Origin of the sequence: Peptoniphilus grossensis ph5 (genome assembly GCF_000311825.1) — a bacterium.
Taxonomy (GTDB): Bacteria; Bacillota; Clostridia; order Tissierellales; family Peptoniphilaceae; genus Peptoniphilus_A; species Peptoniphilus_A hominis.
In genome coordinates this window covers 88,459-112,600 of sequence record NZ_HE978569.1, presented here as the reverse complement: position 1 = coordinate 112,600, position 24,142 = coordinate 88,459, and the positions used below count along the sequence as shown (strand labels likewise).

Sequence of the window (24,142 nt, the reverse complement as noted above, 5' to 3'; positions counted from 1 at the left end):
TGCGGTAAACTTTTTTTAAAGTTACAATTCTTCAATTCCTATATTTTTTAAATATTCATATGTCCCGTCGTAAAAAACTTTAGCTCTTGTAGCATCAGAATCAGATCCTTTAGGGATAAATATGATCATTCCTTGCCTTGATCTAGTCAACAAAACTCTGTAGGAATTTTTCAAATAAAGCCTGTCATCTGGTTTATTTATATTATTCCACTTACTACCTCGGAATTTTTTGTATTCCCATTTTCCATTTATCATTCTTAGGTCTGCATCCCAAGCAACAATTGAATAGTCTAACTCAAGGCCTTGAACATCAAATTCTGTGATGACATCTTCCAATGCATAACAAGATCTAACGTCCTCCTTATCATTTAAAAACCAATTGGCGACATTCACTTTATTTTTTACAAAAATACCTTCGGCTTTTAGTCTTAGTCCTCCACTAGTAGCAAGAAGTCCATATTTTTCAGAACCTTTAGACTTATCCTTAACCCATTTTTTAGCTGTGTCTAAATTTCTGGTTAATTTAATTGGATAATTTTCTTTTATGCTAGAATAAAGTTTTTTAGACTTTATTAAGTCGTTGTCTAAAAGAGCCTTTATAAACCCTGAAACATGGGGGGATCTGAAAGATCTTAAAGAAACAGAAAGATGCAAGTCCGGAACATACTTAAGATTCAAATCCCTAATCAAATCTTTCCATGTGTTATCAATTAAATACTCATCTTTGAGATTATTAGACACGTAAACGTCCCAGTAATTAAATCTTTCTCTCAAGGCTTTGAACCATTCAGGTAAACCAGCTTCACCGTCATTAATTTCTTGGCCACCACCAATTAGACAAATAACGACAGCCCAATCCTTATGGCGATCCAAGGTGCTTATTAAAAATTCAGGTTCACTGTAATTAAAATCAGCAATACCCTTTTTATTTTTCATAAAGTCTGCTATCTTTTCAGAGTTCCAAGATCTTTGTGCTTCATCGTATATGACAACGTGCTCAGGAGGAATATTGTTATTATTTATATAGGAATCACGGTATTTATGAATTATTTGTATAAAGGCATTAGTCTTGCGTTTCACTTCAGATTTATTTACTTTTTCATTGGGATCTTTCATCTTTTTTAATTTATCTCTTACTAAAGCTTCTTGCAAAACTTCAACTAAGGGAAAATTTCCAGATAAGAAAACAGCATGGTCTTCTTTAATCAAATCTGATTTCTGGATTCCAAGGTTAAGTCCCACTAGCGTTTTACCGGCACCAGGCACTCCTGTTACAAAGCAAATTGACTTTCTATGATTTTGTTTACTAAAGCTAATAATTTCATTTAGTGCATTAGTTGTTAAAGTAAGATTTTTTGCTCCTGCGTCATTTCGTGCAATGTCCATGACACTATGGTTAGTATAAAGAGCCTGGGCAGCTTCAATAATTGTGGGCGTGGGGAAATATTCACTGGAGATCCAGCCGTCATAAGAAAAAGATTCTTCTTTGAAGCTGGAAACTATATTTGTAATTAAATTTCCAATGCCAAACTCATTGCATTTTAGAGGTACCATAACCTTATTATCAATAAGTATAGAATTATTAAAAGATGGGGCTTCAGTTGCAATTAGAATAGGCACTATTAACTTATCGCCACTTTCTTTATGAAAATTTTTTAAATCGAGGGCATAATCATAAATCTGGTCATAATCAGAACTGTAGTAGCAATTATTACCACATTTAAATTCTAGAAGAAAAATAATATTCTTATACAAAATAACATTATCTATTCGCTTTCCCATGCGGGGGATCACATATTCAAATAAGATGCGACTATCTTCATCAATTAAGTTTTTTAATTCTCTCTTTAAGATTTCTATTTCTTTTATCCAAGTATTTTTTTGTTGAATTTTCGTTTCAAAAGAATAATTATTTTTGTTAATTTCCCCCAAAATCTTATCATTATCACTTTTTAAAAAATTAGAAACACTTGACTGGTAAAAAGCCCTTAAACTATTCATATCGACTCCTAAAAGAATTTATTTTTAAATTATATTTAAATCTTATTTAAAATATTATATCACAGGACAATAATTCGTTTTTGATTTATGAAATTGAAAAATTTATTACCTATTTATTATTAAAAATCATAGTAAAAAAGATGCCACAAGTTTTTTTGTAGCATCTCTTTATATTACTTTTCTGAATATTCTGTAAAAGCATTTGGGAGCCAATCGGATAAATTTATAGGATTAAAATAAATAACTCCCTTTTCATTTCTTTTTCTTTTTCTCAAAGAAGGTATTACTTTAAATTCAACATCTTTTTTAAAGTCCAAATCAGATTCTTCTATTAGTTTTTTAAGAGGTTTTAGGTATTTATTTTGCTCATCTTTAGAAAAATCGGAAGGATATTTTCCATAGACAGCATAATCAAATAATTCTAGGCCAATAAATCTGTTGAAGTAGTTGTGATTTCTTTGGTTGTAAAAGTTATCCAAACAATTTTTACAAGATCTATGGCAAGTACAATCGCTTAAAACTTTTTTTGCTCTTAATAGAACTTCTTCCATTATAGACTCTTCTCCAATTAAAGATGAGTACCCGGCGCCACTGGAGAGTTTATCATAAAAATACATTTCAATATGAGATTCTCCACCTTTATCACTTCTAAATCTCCATCCACCATTAACTTCATTAAAGTCAATATCTAGGGTTAGCGAGATACCTTTTTTTAAAGCTTCATGTAAACTAGTTGCAGCAGATTTTAAAATAGCTTTTTCTTCTGGGTCATAAATTGATACCAGTTTATTTGAATCGTAAGAAATATCTAGCATGAACATATCTGTAAGAAATTCATATCCAAGATATAAATTATTTTCCACCTTATGATCACAACTTGTAGTACTTATATAAGGCATATAAATTTTATGTTGATTTTCTTGAAGGTCCTTAGCTATTTCAGCTCCCCCGCATGATCTACAAATATTGAATCCTTTTTTTCTCTTTCCCATATTAACAATTAAGACCTTTTTATCTTCTAAATTTGCATAACTAATTTTAGTTTCCTTATATTTCTTAACTTCTGATTTTTTTGGGACATAAGAATAAAATGGATTTTCAGCATAGGTTCTTTCTTCATTCTTATCCTCATTATTACTTTTCACACCGTTAACTGGCCCAAAGCCCCAAGGCTTAACCATTTTATGTTTTTCAATAGGAGAGCCACAGTAAGGGCATGATTTATGAATACTATCCTCGTCATCAAACCAATTACACTCGGTGCAAACTAAAATATTTTTAATGTAGTCTTTACTATTAAAATAATACTCTGCTGGCGCTTTATTTTTATAATTATTAGGTCTTGGAACTTTGTGTAGTCCGGCACTCTGATAAAGTGACTTATCAATTGTTATATATCTTCCTGGAGCATATTCACTAATTGCAATAGCAATATCCCTTTCAGGAGCATGTAGTATACCCCTCTTATAAGAATTGTCACTATTTTCTTCAACATAAAACTTTACAACATTTTTAGGAAAAGAATAGGAGGGTATAAAGCCTTCTTCGTAGAAAACATCAAAGGCAGAAACTTCTTTATCGCCATTATAATATTCACTTTCCTTTTTTGGATCTAAAACTTTTTCACAAATTTGATCAAAAAGCTTTATTGTTTCATTAATAGGGAAATCTAAATTTTTAATATACTCTTTAAAAGCACTTCCATATTCTTTGCAAAAAGTTATTATACCAACATCTAAAATACTGTCGTACTTAACTTTCATTTCATCAGAGTCCATAAAACTATTAAGTGCCTTCATATTAAAATGCCTTTGTTGAATTTTTGGATTATTTCTATCAATCCAAGGTTTTCTTGGTTGACCAGAAATCATTTCATCAGGGTGTTCAAAATAATAGCTATCATGCACTCCGCCAGAAGAGTAAGTTACAATTGTTGATATACCAGAATTTTTCCTTCCAGCTCGACCGGCTCTTTGTTGATAATTTTCTCTCATTGGAGGGACATTTCTTAGGCCTACAGCTGTTAAGGAACCTATATCAATACCAACTTCCATAGTAGTTGTACAGCTCAAGACATCAATAGAATTTTCACCATTTTCTCCAACATCTATATCTTGAAATCTAATTTCATAGTCTTCAGTTTTGCTCATTAGTTCACTAGTTGTATCTTTATGAGATAATTGTGCCGTATGTTCTTCAGTAGTTATTTTTTGAATTTTTTCATTATTTAATGCTTTTTCAACCGGCTTTCTCCAAAAATCAAATCTTGAAAGATCTGCTTGAGTAACCTCATGAACTCTCTTTGAGTTAAAACAGTTACCACAATTTCCATTTAATAAATAAGGGGAAATTTTACCACATTTTTCACAACGATAAAGGTGAGAATCTTCATTCAGTAATTCTAATTTGACTTTAGATAAGGGAATAAAGAGCCTTTCATTTGAAGAAAGTTCGAAAAACTCCTTTCTTATTGCTTCAAAGACATTATTTAGTTGTTCTTCTTCAAGATTTAGCTCTGATTTCACTAAATTTTTAAATTTTTTATTTAGGCTATTATAAAAATCACGAGAAACGCCAAAATTCTGGTCTTTTTGTCTGCCAGGAAGTTTTTTCCTTATAGAATTATCTATTTCAAAACCTAGAGCTGCGGAACTGTCCATAAGCATTGAAAATAATAAAACAAGTACTTTTTTTAGCTTATCTTTAGGAATATCTATAACATATTCATCAATTAAATCGTCAATACAATCGTCTAAATTTTTATCTAATGGACTTAAAATACCTATACCAAAATCTTGAATTGATCGAGGGCTTTCTGTAAAGAGCATTAAAAGTTGCTCATAATAATCATCTGGCCTTGCTAATTCATTAAGTTCTTCAATTGATTTATTTTTATTTAAGATTCTTTTAATTTTTCTAATTGATTTATCAAATACTTCCTTGCTATTTCCAGAGAAAAAGTTTAAATCTTTTTCAAAACAAACTCTTATAAAATAATTATAAAGCTGTGAAAGAGAAATTTCCTTATTCTCATTATTTGCTATAGTAGCCGCTAATATCAAGGCTTTTCTAAAGGCGTCATTGTCTGAAGATTTTGATAGATCAAGTGCAAGTCTTGCTGCATTTTGTCTTGAGTCCGAAAATAACAAGACTTTTTTGCCCTCGTTTATCAAAGTTGATTTTGGAGTTTGTAGTTCAAACTGGGCTTTAGTAAGATTATAAAAAGGAATATTGCCCTTTGTAGCAAAATTTCCAGGTTTTTTATAGGGCATTGGTTTCTCGCATTTTGGACATTTAGAAAAAATATATTTTCCTGTTTCTTTATCTTTTTCTGAGTATAAGACAGTCAAAAGATTCTCATCGTAACCATCATTATCTAGATAAAGTTTACCTGTTATTGGGTCTAAGTATCCAACATTATCCTTTTCGCTTCCAATATAGCCATCAGGACGAATGTATAGGTGCATTTCTGTTAATTCTTCTGAGCTTCCACCAAGACCTTCATTGGGAAATACATAGCAAAAGTCTTCGTTATCAGACATTTTTGTATAAACCTTTAAATAAAGTCCTCCACATTTCAAGTGGTTCAACAATTCATAAACACGGCCACCACATTCACATCTTTCTCTTGGCACAGAGGTAATTTTTCCAAGTGGTATTTTTTCTTTTTCTGAATAATGACGAGCATTACATTTTGGATTTGAGCAAGCATATAGGCCTTGAATGCCTCTCAAGAACATATGGAGTCGAACAGGGAATAAAATTTCTTCATTCTTCTCAGCTAATGATACGATAACAAGTAAAGCATCTAAAGCTTTTTCTCCATACTCTGAATCGCCAAATAGAGATTTTTTTATATCTGAATAAGATTTAGCACCATTGCGGCATAATTCATAAAGTTTTAAATAGCCTTCATAGCTTTGTAGATTATCATATAACCAAGCCTGGGCATCTTTACTATTATCAATATTTTCAGGGAAGCCTTTAAAAATTTTCTCAGCAAATTCTTTTATTCTTTCAACAATTTCATATTCTCTTACTTGGCTACTATTTATTGTGGAAAGTAATTGGCCATTTAGTGGAAACATGGACTTTGTTTTTATATCTTCCTTTTCGCCTAAAAGGACTTCACATTTTTCGTAATCTTTTCCTGTTAAATTGTTAAAAAACTCTTTGATAGATTCATCAGCATTATTGGGCATACTTGCAGTTGTCAAAATAAATTGAACTTTATCTACTCCTATTCCTAATCTAGAAAGAAGTCTGTCTAATAGAAGTGAAATTTCACCACCAGATGAACCTCTGTACATATGTGCCTCATCAAGAACAATTAGCAATTTATTTTCCTTCGATGCATTTAACCACTTTTTAGTGTTCTCCCAAATTTTTGCCTCTCTTTGTCTCATTAGCATGTACTCTAACATGGAATAGTTAGTAATAAGTATATCTGGTGTGTGGTCTTGCATTTCGAATCTAGTTATATATTCCACGTCTTTGGGTCCAGGTGTATGCTCATTGTTTTCAAGATTCCTTATGAATTTTTCAATCCCTTCTTCGCCGTTGTATCTGGCAGGGAATTTATTAATTCTTTTATAGCCTTCAATCCTATTTTTTTGCTCTTCTATTTTTTCAATATTTTTTCCATCTTCTATGAGGTATTGTTTGCGAAAACTATCTGCTAACTTTTTGTTTGTCTCAGGAGTGTTATCACCTGGATAAGGTGTTCTTCCTGTATACATGCCGAAATGAGGCAGTCGATTGGATTTAGTTTCACTTTGGAAGATATAAGAAAAATCTTTAGATCCTAAAGTTTTTCTAAATCTTGCTAATTGATCTGAAACTAAAGCATTCATAGGATAAATTATAAGTGTTCTAACCGCTTCCATTTCAAACTCTTTAGGTTTATATAAGGCTTCCAAAATTTCATTAGAAATTATTGGCCATAAAAAACACTCCGTTTTACCTGAGCCAGTTCCAGTTGACACTAAAATATCTTTACCATTTAAGGCAAATGTTAGAGCTTTCACTTGATGAGTAAAAGGGGAAGAGTAGAACCCAACATTTTTTTCAATAAGTTTTAACAATATATTTTTTAAACCTTGGTCAATATTAGATTTTTTTATGCCATCATCCTCTTTTTTGTAAGAAGACGAAGTTTCTATATATGGCTCTCTAGCAATATTTATATTACTAGGATTGTTTTCACCTAATATATCATCTGCATATAACAATAGGGTTTCACTGTTTGCAAAATAATCTGATTTAATATAATCATAGAGCCTATCCCTAATATTTTTATAGTATGCTTGAACATTGTTTTCAATTTTAGTCATAAGAACCATCCTTTTAGTAGAATTTAAATCCTATATTTTCTAGGACTTCAGCACAAGAATTTTTAGAGTCATCCCTAATAATAAAATTATACCGGTTATTATACGCATCAATAGGCCAGCCATTTAGCAATAAATAAAAATATTCTCTATTAGGAATAGATGCAAACAAGTCTAACCTATAATAATTATCGTCAATTTTAGAAAATCTAGCCTTGGCTGGATTACCGTAATATTTTCTCAAAGCCAAATAAAGTCTATTATATTCTTGACCCGACATATTTTCCTTACTAAAATAATTTGTCGTAGGATTTGAAAATAGTTTTTTATTATCTTTTCCAATTAAGACTTTATAATATTCATTGTATTCCAAGTTCCGAGCAATAGTCCTAATGGGAAAAGAATAATTATTTTCTTTCCAAGGATAATAAATATTTTTTTGCCATGATTTATAAATGTTGTATTTAGAAAGGGGATTAAAATATTCTAATTTATTCATCTCTATGTCTTTTGAAGTAAATTCACTTTCGCAAAAATTAGTTTCTACAAACTCTTCCGGAGTAAAAATGTCTCTTATTAAAAAATCTTTTATGTTAATTTCTATACCTTTATTCTTATTTTCGAAGGTATTAATGCCCAAACCAGTCATTATGAAACCATACTTAGGTATACCAAAATATAAGAACATGCCATTAGAAAGAGGTATTATTTCTCTACCTGGGTTTAAAACATTATAATTATCCTTTGTTGTTAAAAAATATCCTGTTTCTTCATAAAGGTTTCTAATAAATATTGCTAATTCAGTTTTTTCTAAAATTTTTATTTCATCAGATTGATTTTTACTTTGTGGATAAAAGTATTGTTTTATTTTTGGAAAAATATTAATATATTCCTCAATTAGTGAATTTAATTTACGAGTTAAATAATTTTTACTAACTCCTATTATTTTTTCGTTAGAATTTTTCCCTAAAGTTAAGCACCATAAGCCTAAAGAGGAATAAATTAATCTACTTAAATAAGTTATATCATCTTCATCTTTATATTTTTGTATTTTTAAGTTCTCTACAATGATTTTTGCTAATTCGTTCATAGGTCAAGCCACTCCAATATAATATCTTTGTAATAGAAGATATTATCATCTTCTAGGTATCTCTGTAATTCTAGGGAGTTTTCATAAGGATTTATTTTTAAAACATCTCTAGCGTAAGGCAATAAGAAAAAGATAAGGAGACAATCCAGGAACTCTCCATCGTCAATATTGATGTCTAATAATAAAGTCAAATTTTCCTCAAAACCAAAATCTTTGCCAATTCTATTGAATAGATCATTATTTTTTTCATGAAGATAAGAGTCCCTTTTTTCAGGCACATAAGGAAGCTCTTCAATTACTGATGGATCCTCATCGAGATAGACCTCTCTAGAAAAAGCTTCACAACTATTTAAATTTATATATTTTACATATGCTAAAATATCCTTAGGAAGATAATAAAGGGTCCTATCGTATAAGTAAGTTAAAATAATTATTTTATTTTTATGTGATAACAATAAAGGCAATATTTCTAGTTCACGACCACTACCTATTAAATTATTAATTACAAGGATTCGATCATCAATATTTTTTAAGAAGTTGTCAATTTCGCATAGTTTAGTAGACGGACTTATATTAATAGATCTAAAAGCTTTACCTCCACTTAGAGTATTAGATAAAATTTTGGCTAAGTTAATTCCTGCATTTTGTTTTATTAAAATAGGAAGTCCAGAAAATAATATAGACTCAATATATCTAAAAAAAAGATCATAATATTTATCATTTGTTGCCAATCCCATAGATTCTATATTAAACTTGAAAAAGTCTTCAAACTCATCCATATCCTTAGGTCTTAATGGGTGTGAAAGATCATCTTCTATGAAATTATCGAAATTAAATTTTTCTTTAATGGTTTTGAGTTCTCTTTCTATAATTGATTTTTTAGCTTTTAGATTTTCTATTTCTAAAATATTTTCTGATAAAGCTGAATAATACCCAGATTTTAAACTATTGATTTTTTCCTGGTATTCTTCTTTGGATATAAAATCCTCGGGGTTAAATTTAGGTGACTTTAACTCATTTTTTAAGTATTTTATAGTATTTTTTAACCTTTCAGTCTCTTTAATATATTCTGAAACCAGTTTTTTATCATCTTTATCAACTTCTTCTAACCCTTGAATTTCTTTAATATAATTTGAATTTTCTTTTTCTAGTTCTTTTAATTCATCTAGTTTACTAGTTAACCTAGAATTTTTAGATTTAAATTTTTTTAATTCATTAGTTAATTGACTAATATTTTTATCGGACGCTCTTAAGTCCTCACTTATTTTTTTATTTTCTTTCATAAGAGTAGCGCTGTACTTAACCGCGGATGAAAGAATATTTAAGTAATCCTGGGACACTTCTTTTTCCGTTAACTTAAAATAAAGTGGAATATTAATATTAAAAAAATTGTCGGATAATGAAATTATCAGTGCTGTGTTCTCGTCAATTCCATAATTAAGATTTTTTGAAAATGAGGATTTAATCTTTTTTATTTCTTCTGAGATATAATTATTTATAAAGTCGGATATAAAAGGTTCAGAATGATTTTTATAAAGAATTTCAAAGATTTCTTCCATATTTAATGTTTCTGGCCTAAATCCAGGCTTAATTTTATGAAAATGTTTATTGTATTTTTTAAAATGTCCTTTGACTGAATTAGAAGGTATTATTTCACATATATATTTTAAATCGTCATTAGTTAATTTTTCTAAATAATTCATAACAAGCCTTTCTCTAGATATGATTTTACCACTGAGTTAATTTGTCCATTTTCTTGACACACTTTCAAGTACTCCTTAAGAAATTCGTTAGCTGAATAATCTTTAAACTCATTATTTGTATAAGCTCCTAGTTTAGGGTAAAACCTTATTGCGTCAAGAATTTTATCTTCCATACTTAATTCTTTTTTTAAATCCGGTAAAATTTCTATTCTTTTAAATCTTTTTTCATAACCTAAAATTTTTTCATTTTTCTTAAGTATTACTGTTTCACCAGGATAAAGTCTTCGAATTCCACAGTAATTTAAAAGATAATAATCGTAATCTCTTAATAAAAGATTTCCATAATTATCAATACTTTCTTTAAAAACACTATCGGATTCTAAAATTTTGCAAGATCTAGCTTGCAGGTTTTTAAAAGTTTTGGTATCATCTTTTTGATCATCATATTTATCTTTAAAAATCTTTAAATCAATATTGTCCTTACCAATTAGAATTGGATCTGTGATTTCGAGCTTATAAATTTCCTTTTTAAAACTTTTTATTATTTCAAAACTTGCATTTGTATTTTTATCTTTTTCCAACTTAAAGGAACTGTTTAAAAACAAATTATCGAACATTGAAATAAGTTCTTCATTTGACTCATAAAGTGGCGGCCAAATTATATCAATTGATTCACTTTTTTTTAAATTATAACCATTACTATCTAAGAAAATATCTATATTAGAATTTATTATTTCAAATTTTAAATTTGTCCAAAAAAAAGTTTCACCTGAAGTTTCTAGTTCATTAATTTTCAAATTACCGTCATTGGAAACAAGATTTATAAGTTTTTTAATTTTCTTTCTCTTTTTTGACATTGCAATATATTCTGTATCTAAATATAGATTATCCGTATTAGATATAAGTTTAGAAAGATTATTTGATTTAACTTGAAAAAACAATAGATTCTTATTCTCAATTTTTTTGACAACATTAGTAAGCTTATCATCAATAAAGATTTTTAAATCTTTAAAAGGGTTTTTCATTTTAAAATATGTAAAAGAATTCCTTACTAAAGGTACTTTTGTTATGGGGACTTTATTATATATTTTTGCTGAATCCTGTTCTATTGTTATTTTAGAATCATTGTTGTAGAGCTCTTCGATTTCGTCATAATAAAAGAATAATCCAAATTCGAAATTATTTTTTTTAGAATTAAAGAATATATAGGATTTTTTATTGTTTTCTGAATCTGGTAAGTAGTATTTCCCGCTTCCTGAATTTATTTGATAAAACTTAATATAGTAATCACAGTCTTTGTCGTTGTTGCCATTTTTATGCCTAAAATGTGGGCTTTGCTTTTTACTACCTACAGCGCTTAAAGTTAAATACTCATCGCATGCCAAGCACTTAAACCTATACATATCTTTATCTCTTATAGTTAGATCTTTTGCGAAGACTTCACGTTTAGTCCTCTTATCATATGCCTTATCCATTTTGTCACCTACAAAACTTTTATTTTTCAGGTAATATTAATATATTAAATTTACTGATTTAAAAAATTTAATATATTAATTATAGCTCATTTGAAAAGGTTATTACAATTATAGATAAAAAAAGAAACTTTAATTTTAAAGATTATATAAAAATAATTTACAAAAAAAGGCCCTAGTCTAAATGAAAAGCAGTGGATTATTTTTTGAGAAAAGAGAAGATGGCTCCTTCCTAATAGGTTATGAAGATTACGATGTAGAGCTCTTTGGCGGTGATGACATTGAGGTTACCTATTATTTAGATAAGGATAATTACAAAAGTCTTAAAGAAAAATTAGGTTTAAAGGGAGAAATGGACACAGAAATAAAATTAAAAAGAGCCTTCGGTTTAAATTTTAGCTCTCTAAAATTTTGTGAATTTTGCCAGGAAAATAAAATCCAGTACAAAAAGAATATACTCATTTTATAAAACTAAAATTTTTATTCATAACATAAAAGAGAAATGATTTTCTTTTAATTAATTAATGCTAAAAAAGAAGCTAAAGGGGAAATAATACTTGGAATTATTTTGTAGGCAAAATGTTATAGATGTTCTTAAAGGTGAAGGTTTATTATAAACTACATTATTATTAAAAAATCTGAAGTTAAACTTTCAATTTTATTTTTATCTTTCGTATCTAAAGTAAGCTTAAGAGAATTATTAAAGACATGAAGCCTTAAAATGATTTTGTCATCGCAAAAGGAATTAATTTTGACACTTTCGATTTTATCAAAAGGAGCAAACTTAATAAGAGTTGTAGACCCCATAAAAATATTAAAACCATCAGCCCTAATGCCAGGGGAGGAGATGATAGAAAAAAGTAAGATAATAGATGTAAGTGCCAGAAGAAAATCTAAGAAAGACTTAGAAGAAAACCTGTAAGTCATAGAGAGGACAAGAAGAGCAAAGATAAAAATAATAAATAAAAAAATTTTTCCAGCTTAACAGATACAATATTCTTACTCTTGAGAGAGAAGTTGTAAGAAATATTTATCAAAAATAAAATAAAAATAAAAAATTTCAAAAAATCACCTATGTTTAATTATAAGATTAAAAGGAATAACTTGTAAAACAAAAAGACCCTAGTTGTAACTAGGGTCTAAAATTATAAGTCAATATCTGGAACAATGTGAATTTTGTAATCAGGATAAAGTTTAGAAATTTCTTCTTCAATAACTTTTAAAGCCTCATCTCTTTCTACATCAAAACTCAAGACAATATCAAATCTAATATTTTTATTTTTTGTGTCAACATAAAATCCATGAACTTGAAGGGCCCAATCGTGGGACATTATCTTTCTTTCAATTGTCCTTCTAATTTCTCCAGCTTCCTTGTCCCTTGTGTTGTAAGAATAAACACCTAGGGCAATCAATATAATACCAGTTTTTTTATAGACTTTGTATTGTAATTTTCTTGTAAGTTTATCTACCTCATCAACATCCATACTGTCTGGAAGCTCAACATGAAGAGAGCAGTAATATTTGTTAGGACCATAATTAAAAAGTGCAAGGTCATATACTCCAATTACAGGTTCTTCTTCTTTTACTAAGTCTTTAATCTTTTTTACCATTTCTGGATCGGATCTATGACCAATTAAATCATCAATAGTAGAAAGAATCATTTCTATTCCAGCTTTAATCATAAATACAGAAATGACAAGACCTACATAAGACTCCAGAGAAAGTCCAAAAGTTATAAAAATAATAGCAGAAAGAAAAACAGAAAGTGAAAGAATTGAATCAAATAGGGCATCTGACCCAGATGCAATTAAAGCGCCTGAGTTTACTTTTTTTCCCTGTCCTTTGACATAGTTCCCTAAGAGAAACTTCACTACAACAGCAAGACCAATTACAAAAATAGAAAGCTTGGTGTAGGCAGCAGGGCTTGGGTTAATAATTTTTTTAACACACTCTACTAGAGAAGTGATTCCAGCATATAGGACAAGGGCAGCTATGATCATAGAAGAAATATATTCAATCCTTCCATAACCCATGGGATGCTTCTTATCTGGAGCCTTGCTTGCGAGTTTTTCTCCTATAATAGTTACAAGAGAAGAGAGAGCATCAGATAAGTTATTAACAGCATCAAGGGTTAAGGCAATGGAATTGACCAAAAACCCAAGTATTGCCTTGAATACCGCTAATAAAACATTGGTGATTATTCCAATAATACTCGTCCTTACAATAATTTTTCCACGGATTTCTGATTCATTTAATACTTCAAAGTTGTCATTTGACATTTTTTCACTCCTTATTATTGATTTGATGGATTAAATTTTCAAGATATAAAATTAAGTTGAAAACATTAAAATTGTTTTTGAAAAAATTAACTCTTCAAAAAATTTTTAAGTAAGCTAATCTAGCTTAATTATTTCAAGATTTAACATTTAAAATTTAATTTTAAAAATGTTTTATATTTTCTACATATAATAACACACTTTAGAAAATTCTTATAGCTATGATTTCGTATCATGACAAATAAATAAGACCCTAGTATTAACTAAGGTCTTAAGAGTTTATATTAACTTTATTCCCATTCTTCTTTTCCAAAGGTCCGATACATCCCAATCCATTCAAAATACTAAATTCTTTTTTTAGAGTATCACTAAACCCATCTAATTATAGGACATTTTCAAATTTTTAGTCCCGTCTCAGTCCCAGTACCGGACAAAAATATCTAAGAAAAAATATATACTTCTGATAATTTATGATATATAGCATTTTCTAGTTTTGTTTTTAATATTCTTATATTATCATATCTATCAACATTATCCATAAACCATTGCATGATATCTGTTTTTTTTATTATATTTTTTTCATCATCATCTAATTTACTTAATACTTCATCGTACCAATTATTAACAATTTCAAGTTTTTGTTCTTTCTCTAATTGATCAAATCGTATACACTCAGAGAATCTCGAAAACATTGCTGGTCCTAAACTCTCTTTAATTTTTTCTTCATTCATAAAATTTGAAGTACATATAAAAATCGTGTTTTTTAAGTCTACATCATAATTGGTATCTACATACCTACCCTCATCAAAAAGTTCATAGAAAGCATTATAAAACCTATAGTCTACTTTATCAAATTCGTCAATTAGTATAACGTTAGACTCCCTTAAAAGCATATCTTTTGCTAAACTATTATTTGAGTGTTCAGACCCAAAAACGTAATTATAAGCTTCATTTGTTTGCATCATTGAAAATTGAATTCTTAATAAGTTTCCACCTAATGAATTACTTATACTTTTAGCACTTTCAGTTTTACCAACTCCAGAATACCCATAAAACATTAATACCACCGGATTATTTACTTGCTCTTTTAATAACCTATACAATCCTGTTATTATTGATTTTTTACAATCAACTTGTCCAAGAATATCTTTATTTAATTGTTTGTAAATCTCCTTAAGTTTTTTCTTAGATATTTCTTGGTATTCTGAAAATTTATATTCAATTATACTTTCATCATATGCTTTTAAAGAATCCTCCACTCGTCTCGGTGGATTATGAACTAGAAGACAATCAATATCGCAGTTTAAAGTAATTATAGTTGAAAAGTTTGATAAAACATGAGGTAATACTGATCCATAATCATCTGCCTTTACTACACAAGTTTCAACAGGTATTTTTCTTCCTAACTCTTGTTCTCTAACACCAGATTCATTCGGTCTTAACCTAGCATTATATTTTTGTATTAGCTCCATAAAAGGTGTATAAGAACCATTACCTATAATATCATATAATAATTCTTCAAAATCTTTTTTGCTCCCTTTAAATATAATAATTCTATTAACCATTTGACTCAACTCCAGCTAATAGCACATCAAATACTGGAAGTTTTTTAGATAAATTACTATTTTGATCATTATCTTTATTACTTTCTTCATATGATGGATTATCAACTACACTATTTGTTAAATCAAGATTTAACTCTTCATTAATATTAAGCATATCCAATGTTGTATCGCCAACTTTAATTGCAAAAATACTTAAATTCATTTTTAGCAAATCACTAATCATATAATTATTTTTAAAAGCGCTAATATTAAATCTTAAAATCACCTTACTGTTTCCTTTAGTTCCAACAAATTCATAATAACCCTTTGCATTTCTTAAAACACTATCAAGTTTCTCCAATGAAATACTAAGTTCGCCACTAGGAATAGTGCTTCCAGATTGAAACATATTCATATAAGGTGAAACCATTACGAAATAAGACAAAGAATCTTTCTCTGCTGTGATTTTATATCCACTGAATTTTTTTATTGTCCCTTTTGGTAATTTGGAAACAGCTTTCTTATTCTCATTTTCTTCTAGTGCATTAACAAAATCAGTAAGAATAGTATTTTTAATGATATTTTTTACCATCTTTTCACTATTAAAACTTAGTCCTGCTGATGCTTTCACGCCAACTTCTGCATTCCAGCCTAATAATGCTTTTATTAGACTACCAAATCCAATTTTTGTAGCTGCATTTGTCTCAACTTCTGAATCGTTTGATGCTGTTTCTAATAATTCTGTTGTTTTCTCCAGATTTCCTCCAGACATCAATTGAAGATAATCCGTTATTGACTCGTCATCAAAGTATATAATCTTACACAATTGAGTTGTTGAACTTTTATCGGACATACGCCCCTCCAATAACCATTTCTAGTAATTTTCCTTTTCTGTTAATCATCAATCTTATCTCCATATGGTAAACTCTTCATATAGTTTTCAATCCATTCCCAATCAGGAATATACCCATATTTGGAGTACGTCTTTTCATTATCTATTACATGTTCATTATCCTTCTTTAAAACTGGTAATTTAATCTTTGTATTTTTTATTAAATCCATTTTAAAGGCTCTGCCATAATTATATTTATAACGCTCTCTCTCTATTAAAGTCTTAATAAATAAAGCTGTGTATTGATTAATCCAATTTGCTCTACAAATTACAATATGATCTCCTGTTACAAAATTTTCTTTTTGATAATATATAGTTGATGTAGTATCACCTATTATAATTGCATTTCCTTTTTCTATTCTATCAATTCCACTGATAGAGACATAGCCATCACATCCGTTATTTATATCAGTCCTACTTATAAATGGAATTCTACCTTTATCATATCCAGAGAAAAAAGTTAAATCACTTTTAATATAAGCATAAGATTTATAAATATTATCAAATAATTTTCCCAATAAAAAATCTTGCCATGACTTTGTATTCAAATTAATACCTGGCAAACATAAGTTTTTAGTAGTAACCTTTTTAAAATTTAATTTATCAATAAATCTTTCCATATACTGCCAATCTGGCTGTCCATCATCAGTTGAAGGCAATTTGATTTTTGTTTTTACAAGATTAGTTTTGTATTTTCTCCCAAATGAATATCTATATCTTTCTAAATCTAAGACAGTAACTAAAAATAAGGCGTTTCTTTCATTTAAATTCTTATTATAACCTACAGACAGTGTTGTAGACCCTATGAAGTCATGATCTATATAATTAGTATATCCAACTGATCCTTGTCCATCGCATATAAATATTATACAGTTTCCTTTCGTTACCAACGATCCATCATACTTGACCATCCTCATAAATCCATTATCATTTTTCTTAGCGCCTATATATTCAATATCATCACCATCAACTAACAATTCACTAGCATTATTACATTTGCATGACTCTATCCTAAATAAACCATCTTTACCATTAAGAGGAAAGTATTTCCATTTTTTCAAGTTAATCATTAATGTAATCTCCTTGTTTAACTAAATATGATAAATAATCATTTATAACTTTTTGAAAATTAGATTCATCTAGAGTCGAATAGTCTGTTTCCATATAAGCCTCTGCTAGCCATTCATCTTTCCAAGTAACTTTCTTCATAACAGATAATCCTGGTACTTCTTTTTTATTTTTATATAAGTCAAGCCATTCGTCTTTTGTGCTTGCCCATAAACTATTACCTTCATCATCAGTTTTTTCTACCCTACCTAATCCTTTTCTTTTTATAAAATTGTCTTCTCTATAATATCCAAAAAAAGTTTCTTTATTGGATCTTTCGTGTCTTTGTGATAAATCAAATATCATACAACAAGCTACAGCAGAAGCACCTGGATAAAACATTTCATTTGGCAATGAAAAAACTGCATCTAAAGTGTAATTATCTAACATTTTCTTTTTGTATTTTTTAACTTCTGAGCTATTTCCTATAGCTGCTTGCATAGGTAATAGTACTGCTATTTTTGAGTTAGCTGGTATATGCCTTGCAATATATTCTACAAAATGAAATCCTTTAGATGGATCTTCTTTATTGCTTGATTTCCAACTTTTTACATATTCTGGATTACAGAATTTTCTAGTGGCATTGTATGGTGGATTCATTAAAACAATATTTATATTTTTATCTTTAATCCATTCTCCTCTTTCAAACATAGAAGCTTGGATAACATTTGAATTACCGTCACCATGGATTAACATATTTGTTGATGATAAACCAAACGCTCCATCTTCGTATTCAATACCAAAAATTTGATTTCTTTTTACTTCTTCACGTTCTTCTTCTGTGTCGCAATCATCCATTGCATCTGTCATTGCTCTTACTAAAAATGCGCCACTGCCAGAACAAGGATCTAAAATTCGTGAGTTTTTATTTACTCCTACAGCTTTACACATAAAATCACAAATGTGATCTGGTGTAAATGCCTGATTCTTATCTGATTTACCAACATATTTATTAAATGTTGTAAAGAATAGATTTAATAAATCTTGTCCTGCAGTATTTGAATCATTAATAAAAGGAATTATATTGTTGTCTATAAATTCCAATATTTTTTGTAATTCATTATATGTTAAACTAGCTATATCTTGATCATCTAGGACCTTACTACTTAATACAGATAATTTGCCAGCTTTATTTAGAGTATCCACATCATTATTTTTAGATAACAAGCCTGACAGAATATTTTTTATATCTTTTATTATTATTTTTTCTTGACTTAAATCTTTTCCAGTATTAGGATCCAATGTTGGTTTTAAATTTTTATATGAAAGTCCATTCTTTAATGCTAATAGGCAAGTACCTACAAACTGACTTCTCAATTTCTCATTTACACCATCTGAATGTAGCATTTCATTTAAAACTTTTATTGAATCAACAACTTTAATTTTGTCATTAACTTTACCAAAAACTATATTCTCATATTCTTCAAAAGATTTTAAAACGGTTTCTTCTTTTTTCCTGTGTTCTTCATCAATAATTACTGATTGTCCATGCCAAACCCATATATCATCTCCATCTGTTTCTATTAGCATAGCAATTATTTTTTTATCAGAATAAGCTTTTTCATACCTTACATAGTCTTGTAATTGTTTTCTAATTTTATTATGATCCCAACTGTTAAAGCTATTTTTTGTTTCTACTAAAATAACTAATCTATCATTTTCAAATCTAATGTCTAAAAACTGATGATTTGTATTAGTATCTCCTTTCTGATAGTCTTTTATATCCTTTCCAACACTTTTCAGAGCTTGTACATAACTAAATTCTCCTGATTCAGTATTACCAATCTGATACATATCACCTATTTTTTGAATGATTTCGTATCTATTCATTTAATTACCTCACATAATCCATAATATCTTCGACTTTACACTCAAGAACATAACAAATTTTTGCTATAGTTTCCAAATCTATCCTTTTAACCTTGTTATTGCAATAAGAATTAAGTTGTGTCCTTTGAAGATTTGCTTCTTTTTCCAATTTATTTTTGCTTATATTTTTTTCTTCTAAAACCTGGTCTATTTTAAAAATAATTTTCCCAAAGTCTTGCATAAATTTCTCTCCCTTGTAATTTTAAAAATCGGCATTTCAATCAATTATATTATATCATATTTTTAAAGCTTCTTACAGGTCTAAGATACTTAAAGGGAGTTATTCTATTTATTTCTGTTTAATAATAGGGAATGTATATCCCAAATTTCTTTTGATAATTTTTCTATTTTTTCTCTCATATAGTCAATATCTTTCTTATAAATAACACCAGTTGTATTAGTAGCTTTTGCAATCTGGTTTATATTATTTGTTGCATTTGAAAGTAGCCATTGGAGATGTCTAAATAAATTAATCCTCATAATATGTACGCAAAAAGACCGCAGCTTTAAACTACGGTCTAATTTTTTGTCCTCATGTAAAACACTTGGAACTACTATTTAGTTTATTCTTTTTAGCTTCCAGTACCATTTGAGTACCAGTAGCCATTTTTCATTCTCTATATAGCTTGTAATTAAGCCATTTTAGAAAATTTTGCTACTATTCCCATTCAATAGTAGCAGGTGGTTTGGATGTTATGTCGTAGACTATTCGATTTATGTGGTCTACTTCGTTTACTATTCTATTGGAAACTTTATCCAAGATTTCCCATGGGATTCGTGTGAAGTCTGCTGTCATGAAGTCTGTTGTTGACACTGCACGAAGGGCAAGGGTATAGTCATAAGTTCTGAAGTCGCCCATTACGCCTACTGTTCTGTTATTTGTTAGGACTGCAAAATATTGGTTTATGTCTTCTAGTTTTGCTTTTTCTAATTCGTCTCTAAAGATTTTGTCTGCGTCACGAAGTATGTCTAGTTTTTCCTTTGTAATTTCTCCCATTACTCTTATGGCAAGTCCTGGTCCAGGGAAGGGTTGTCTATCTACTAGGTAATCTGCAAGGCCAAGTTCTCGTCCAAGGTCACGCACTTCGTCTTTAAATAACATGCGAAGGGGTTCTATTATTTCTTTAAAGTCTACAAAATCAGGTAGCCCCCCTACATTATGGTGGGATTTTATCACTGCTGAGTCGCCAAGTCCTGATTCGATTACATCTGGATAAATTGTTCCTTGTGCCAAGAAGTCCACTGCTTTTATTTTTTGTCCTTCTTCTTCAAAGACTCTTATAAATTCTTCGCCAATTATTTTTCTCTTTCTTTCTGGGTCTGTCACGCCAGATAGTTTTTCTAAAAATCTTTTTTCTGCATCAACTCTTATAAAGTGCATGCCGGAATCTTTAAAGGCTTCTTCTACTTCGTCGCCTTCATTTTTTCTCATTAATCCATGGTCTACAAAGATGCAAGTTAAGTGATCTCCAACTGCCTTTGATAAAAGGGCTGCTGTTACTGATGAGTCAACGCCACCTGATAGGGCAAGGAGGATTTTTCCGTCGCCAACTTTTTCTCTTATTTCTTTTATTGCCTTCTTGGCATAATTTTCCATTGTCCAGTCTTTTTTTGCACCGCAAATATTTACTGCAAAGTTTTCTAACATTTCTTTGCCGTGAACTGAATGGTTTACTTCTGGATGAAATTGTAGGGCGTAAAGTTTTTTCTCTTCATTTGCCATGGCTGCTACAGGGCAGTTTTGACTATGAGCTATTACTTCAAAGCCTTCTGGCACTTTTTCTACTCTATCTACGTGACTCATCCAGACTGTTTCTTTTTCTTTTAGGTTTTTAAATATTTCTGCTGCTTCTGTTTTTATTTCTGTCTTTCCAAATTCTCTTTCCTTTGGTGCGTTTACTACCTCGCCACCTAGAGTGTGTGCCATGATTTGCATGCCGTAGCAAAGTCCAAGGATTGGTATATTTTTGTCGAAAATTTCTTTTTCGATTTTTGGTGCACTTTCTTCATAAACTGAGTTAGGTCCACCTGTAAATATTATTCCTTCTACATTATCTCTATTTTCTAATTCTTTTAATGCCTTGTTATAGGGGACAACTTCGCAGTAAATATTAAGATCTCTTATTCGTCTTGCTATTAACTGATTGTATTGGCCGCCAAAGTCAACTACTAGTATCATATTAACCTCCTCGTCATTAAATACATTTTATAATAAAATTTTTATTTTGTATAGCTAAGTAAGCTTTAAATTCAATTTAAATTAAGTATTTAGGCTAATTATATTGACATTAAATATTTCTAACAATATAATTTATAGAGGTAAAGATTAATTTGTTTTTATTGTAAATTATGCCATTTAATGATAGAATGTAACGTCAGGTAAAAGGAGTGGTAAAATGGGTTTAATGGAAAAGATTTTTGGTACCTACAGTGAAAGGGAACTAAAAAAAATCGAGCCCCTTGTAAATAAAGTTATGAGCCTTGAAGGCGAAATGGAAAAGCTTTCAGATGCTGAACTAAAAGAAAAAACTGAAGAATTTAAGAATAGACTTAATAATGGTGAAACTACAGACGATATACTTCCAGAAGCTTTTGCTGTTGTAAGAGAAGCGGCATGGAGAGTGCTTGGTATGAAGCACTTTAGAGTGCAAGTTATCGGTGGTATTATTCTTCACCAAGGTAGAATTGCTGAAATGAAAACTGGTGAAGGTAAGACACTTGTTGCTACACTTCCAGCTTACTTAAATGCTCTTGAAGGCAAGGGCACACATATTGTTACAGTCAATGACTATTTGGCAAGCCGTGATAGGGACTGGATGGGCAAGGTTTATGAATTCTTGGGACTTAGTGTTGGATGTATTATCCACGACATGGACCAAGATGAAAGAAAGGCTGCTTACAATTCTGACATCACTTATGGAACAAATAATGAATTTGGCTTCGACTACCTAAGAGATAACATGGTTATCTACAAGGAAGAAATGGTACAAAGAGGACTTCACTTCTGTATTGTCGACGAAGTTGACTCAATTTTAATTGATGAAGCCAGAACACCTCTTATTATTTCTGGTCAAGGCGATGAATCAGTTGACTTATATGTTAGGGCAAGAGACTTTGTAAATACTCTTTCTCACAGAATCAAGAGCCAAGACGAAATTGACCTTGAAAGATTTAACAGAGAATTTGAAGAAGAAACTGTTGACTATGTAATAAATGAAAAGGACAAGACAGCAACACTTACTGATAAGGGTATTGAAAAGGCTGAAAAATATTTTGGCATAGAAAACTTATCAGACGCATCAAACATGGAATTATCCCACCACATTAACCAAGCCCTAAAGGCTGCTGGTACAATGCACAAGGATATTGACTATGTTATTAAAGATGGCGAAATTATTATAGTTGATGAATTTACTGGTCGTCTAATGTATGGTAGAAGATACTCTGAAGGACTTCACCAAGCTATTGAAGCTAAAGAAGGACTAGAAGTAAGAGCTGAATCAAAAACTCTTGCAACAATTACCTTCCAAAACTACTTTAGAATGTACGACAAACTTTCTGGTATGACAGGTACTGCCATGACAGAAGAAGGCGAATTTAGAGACATCTATAACATTGACGTTGTTGAAATCCCTACAAATAAACCTGTAATTAGAGAAGACGACAACGACCACATTTACATCAATGAAGATGCAAAATTCAAGGCTGTAACAAGAGAAATTGAAGAAGCACATGAAAAAGGACAACCAGTCCTAGTTGGTACAATTTCCATTGACAAGTCAGAAACTCTTTCAAAATATTTGAAACGTGCAGGAATTAAGCACAATGTCTTGAACGCCAAAAAGCACGAACAAGAATCTGAAATAGTTGCTCAAGCTGGTCGTTTCGGTCAAGTAACTATTGCCACTAACATGGCTGGTCGTGGTACCGATATTGTACTTGGTGGTAACCCAGAATACCTTGCAAAGAAAGAACTTAAAAAGCAAGGCATGGAAGATGAAATGCTTGAATATGCAGACTCATACTTTAAGACAGAGGATCCAGAAATAATAAAAGCAAGGGAAGATTATCAAGCTCTTGTAAAAAAATTCAAAGAAGAAACTGACAAGGAAGCTGAAGAAGTTAAAAAAGTAGGCGGACTTAGAATAATTGGTACAGAAAGACATGAGTCAAGGCGTATCGACAACCAACTTCGTGGTCGTTCAGGTCGTCAAGGAGACCCAGGTTTCTCAAGATTTTATATATCAGCAGATGACGATTTAATTAGACTATTCGCTGGCGACAGATTTAAAGAAACAATGGAAAAAATTGATTCACCAGAAGACGAACCAGTTGAAGCAAAAATTTTGACAAGACTAATTGAATCAGCCCAAAGAAAAGTAGAAGGCAACAACTTTAGTATTCGTAAGAACGTCCTAAAATATGACGATGTTATGAATAGACAAAGAGAAGTAATCTATGCTGAAAGAAGAAGAGTCCTTGAAGGTGAGAACCTAAAAGACGACATTATTGCAATGAGAAACGATGTAATCGACAAGACTATAGACTTCTACAACAAGCTTGATGATAACAACCAAAATTATTTGGACTTTGAATCAATTAGAAACTTTGGAATAAATACTTTTGACTTCCCAGAAGACTTCTTAAAGGGACTTGAAAATCCAACAGTTGATTCATTAAAGGCATACATCAAAGAACTTGCTGATAAAAAATATATAGAAAAAGAAGAAGAATTTGGCGACGAAAAATTCAGAGAAATCGAAAGAGTTGCTTTACTTCAAAATGTTGACCAAAAGTGGATGGACCACATCGACGCCATGGATCAGCTAAGAAAGGGAATTGGACTTCGTGCAGTGGG

General features: G+C 30.0%; 15 protein-coding genes and 1 pseudogene. 3 read left to right on the top strand and 13 right to left on the bottom strand.

The window, feature by feature from the left end; translation table 11 throughout:
- Positions 1 to 21: 21 nt before the first annotated feature.
- The 5 genes from HGPG_RS08995 to HGPG_RS08975 all read right to left on the bottom strand — a co-directional run bounded on the left by HGPG_RS08995 (position 22) and on the right by HGPG_RS08975 (position 11,599).
- On the bottom strand, positions 22 to 2,001 hold the full coding sequence (locus HGPG_RS08995; protein ID WP_019125757.1) for a DUF2075 domain-containing protein: 1,980 nt from the start codon (positions 1,999 to 2,001) through the stop codon (positions 22 to 24).
- A gap of 173 nt (positions 2,002 to 2,174) precedes the next feature.
- Entirely contained in the window at positions 2,175 to 7,334 is a 5,160-nt protein-coding gene (locus tag HGPG_RS08990) for a DEAD/DEAH box helicase family protein (protein WP_019125756.1), read from the bottom strand.
- Between the two features lie 13 nt (positions 7,335 to 7,347).
- Positions 7,348 to 8,421 carry a Druantia-type antiviral defence protein DruD gene (locus HGPG_RS08985; protein ID WP_019125755.1) on the bottom strand — a complete coding sequence of 358 codons (1,074 nt, stop codon included), beginning with the start codon at positions 8,419 to 8,421 and terminating at the stop codon, positions 7,348 to 7,350.
- Positions 8,418 to 10,124: a hypothetical protein gene (locus tag HGPG_RS08980; protein WP_019125754.1), complete on the bottom strand. Its 1,707-nt coding sequence runs from the start codon at positions 10,122 to 10,124 to the stop codon at positions 8,418 to 8,420. Before HGPG_RS08980 ends, HGPG_RS08985 begins: the two co-directional genes overlap by 4 nt.
- Entirely contained in the window at positions 10,121 to 11,599 is a 1,479-nt protein-coding gene (locus HGPG_RS08975) for a hypothetical protein (protein ID WP_019125753.1), read from the bottom strand. Before HGPG_RS08975 ends, HGPG_RS08980 begins: the two co-directional genes overlap by 4 nt.
- A 181-nt stretch (positions 11,600 to 11,780) precedes the next feature.
- Here HGPG_RS08975 and HGPG_RS08970 point away from each other — a divergent pair, with 181 nt between their 5' ends.
- A complete protein-coding gene (locus HGPG_RS08970) occupies positions 11,781 to 12,065 on the top strand; it encodes a hypothetical protein (RefSeq protein ID WP_019125752.1) in 285 nt (94 codons plus the stop codon).
- 252 nt (positions 12,066 to 12,317) lie between these two features.
- A complete protein-coding gene (locus HGPG_RS08965; RefSeq protein ID WP_019125751.1) occupies positions 12,318 to 12,518 on the top strand; it encodes a hypothetical protein in 201 nt (66 codons plus the stop codon).
- Between the two features lie 223 nt (positions 12,519 to 12,741).
- Here the strand turns inward: HGPG_RS08965 and HGPG_RS08960 are convergent, their stop codons facing one another.
- From HGPG_RS08960 to guaA, 8 genes and pseudogenes are all read right to left on the bottom strand, one after another.
- Positions 12,742 to 13,875: a cation diffusion facilitator family transporter gene (locus HGPG_RS08960; RefSeq protein ID WP_019125750.1), complete on the bottom strand. Its 1,134-nt coding sequence runs from the start codon at positions 13,873 to 13,875 to the stop codon at positions 12,742 to 12,744.
- A 437-nt stretch (positions 13,876 to 14,312) separates the two neighbouring features.
- Positions 14,313 to 15,437, bottom strand: coding sequence for an AAA family ATPase (locus HGPG_RS08955; RefSeq protein WP_019125749.1), 1,125 nt, complete (start codon positions 15,435 to 15,437; stop codon positions 14,313 to 14,315).
- On the bottom strand, positions 15,430 to 16,269 hold the full coding sequence (locus HGPG_RS08950; RefSeq protein WP_019125748.1) for a DUF6414 family protein: 840 nt from the start codon (positions 16,267 to 16,269) through the stop codon (positions 15,430 to 15,432). The genes HGPG_RS08955 and HGPG_RS08950 overlap by 8 nt, the downstream gene beginning before the upstream one ends.
- 41 nt (positions 16,270 to 16,310) lie before the next feature.
- Complete coding sequence (locus HGPG_RS08945; protein ID WP_019125747.1) at positions 16,311 to 17,378, bottom strand: restriction endonuclease subunit S; 1,068 nt, start codon at positions 17,376 to 17,378, stop codon at positions 16,311 to 16,313.
- Positions 17,371 to 19,245, bottom strand: coding sequence for an HsdM family class I SAM-dependent methyltransferase (locus HGPG_RS08940; protein WP_019125746.1), 1,875 nt, complete (start codon positions 19,243 to 19,245; stop codon positions 17,371 to 17,373). Before HGPG_RS08940 ends, HGPG_RS08945 begins: the two co-directional genes overlap by 8 nt.
- A gap of 4 nt (positions 19,246 to 19,249) precedes the next feature.
- Complete coding sequence (locus HGPG_RS08935) at positions 19,250 to 19,465, bottom strand: helix-turn-helix domain-containing protein (protein ID WP_019125745.1); 216 nt, start codon at positions 19,463 to 19,465, stop codon at positions 19,250 to 19,252.
- A gap of 104 nt (positions 19,466 to 19,569) precedes the next feature.
- A pseudogene (locus HGPG_RS08930) lies at positions 19,570 to 19,749 on the bottom strand (plasmid mobilization protein); the annotation flags it as partial.
- A gap of 193 nt (positions 19,750 to 19,942) precedes the next feature.
- Positions 19,943 to 21,463 (bottom strand): glutamine-hydrolyzing GMP synthase, encoded by a 1,521-nt coding sequence (guaA, locus tag HGPG_RS08925; RefSeq protein ID WP_019125744.1) that lies wholly within the window; start codon positions 21,461 to 21,463, stop codon positions 19,943 to 19,945.
- 217 nt (positions 21,464 to 21,680) lie between these two features.
- Here guaA and secA point away from each other — a divergent pair.
- On the top strand, positions 21,681 to 24,142 hold a 2,462-nt coding region (gene secA / locus HGPG_RS08920; protein ID WP_019125743.1), incomplete at its 3' end, for a preprotein translocase subunit SecA.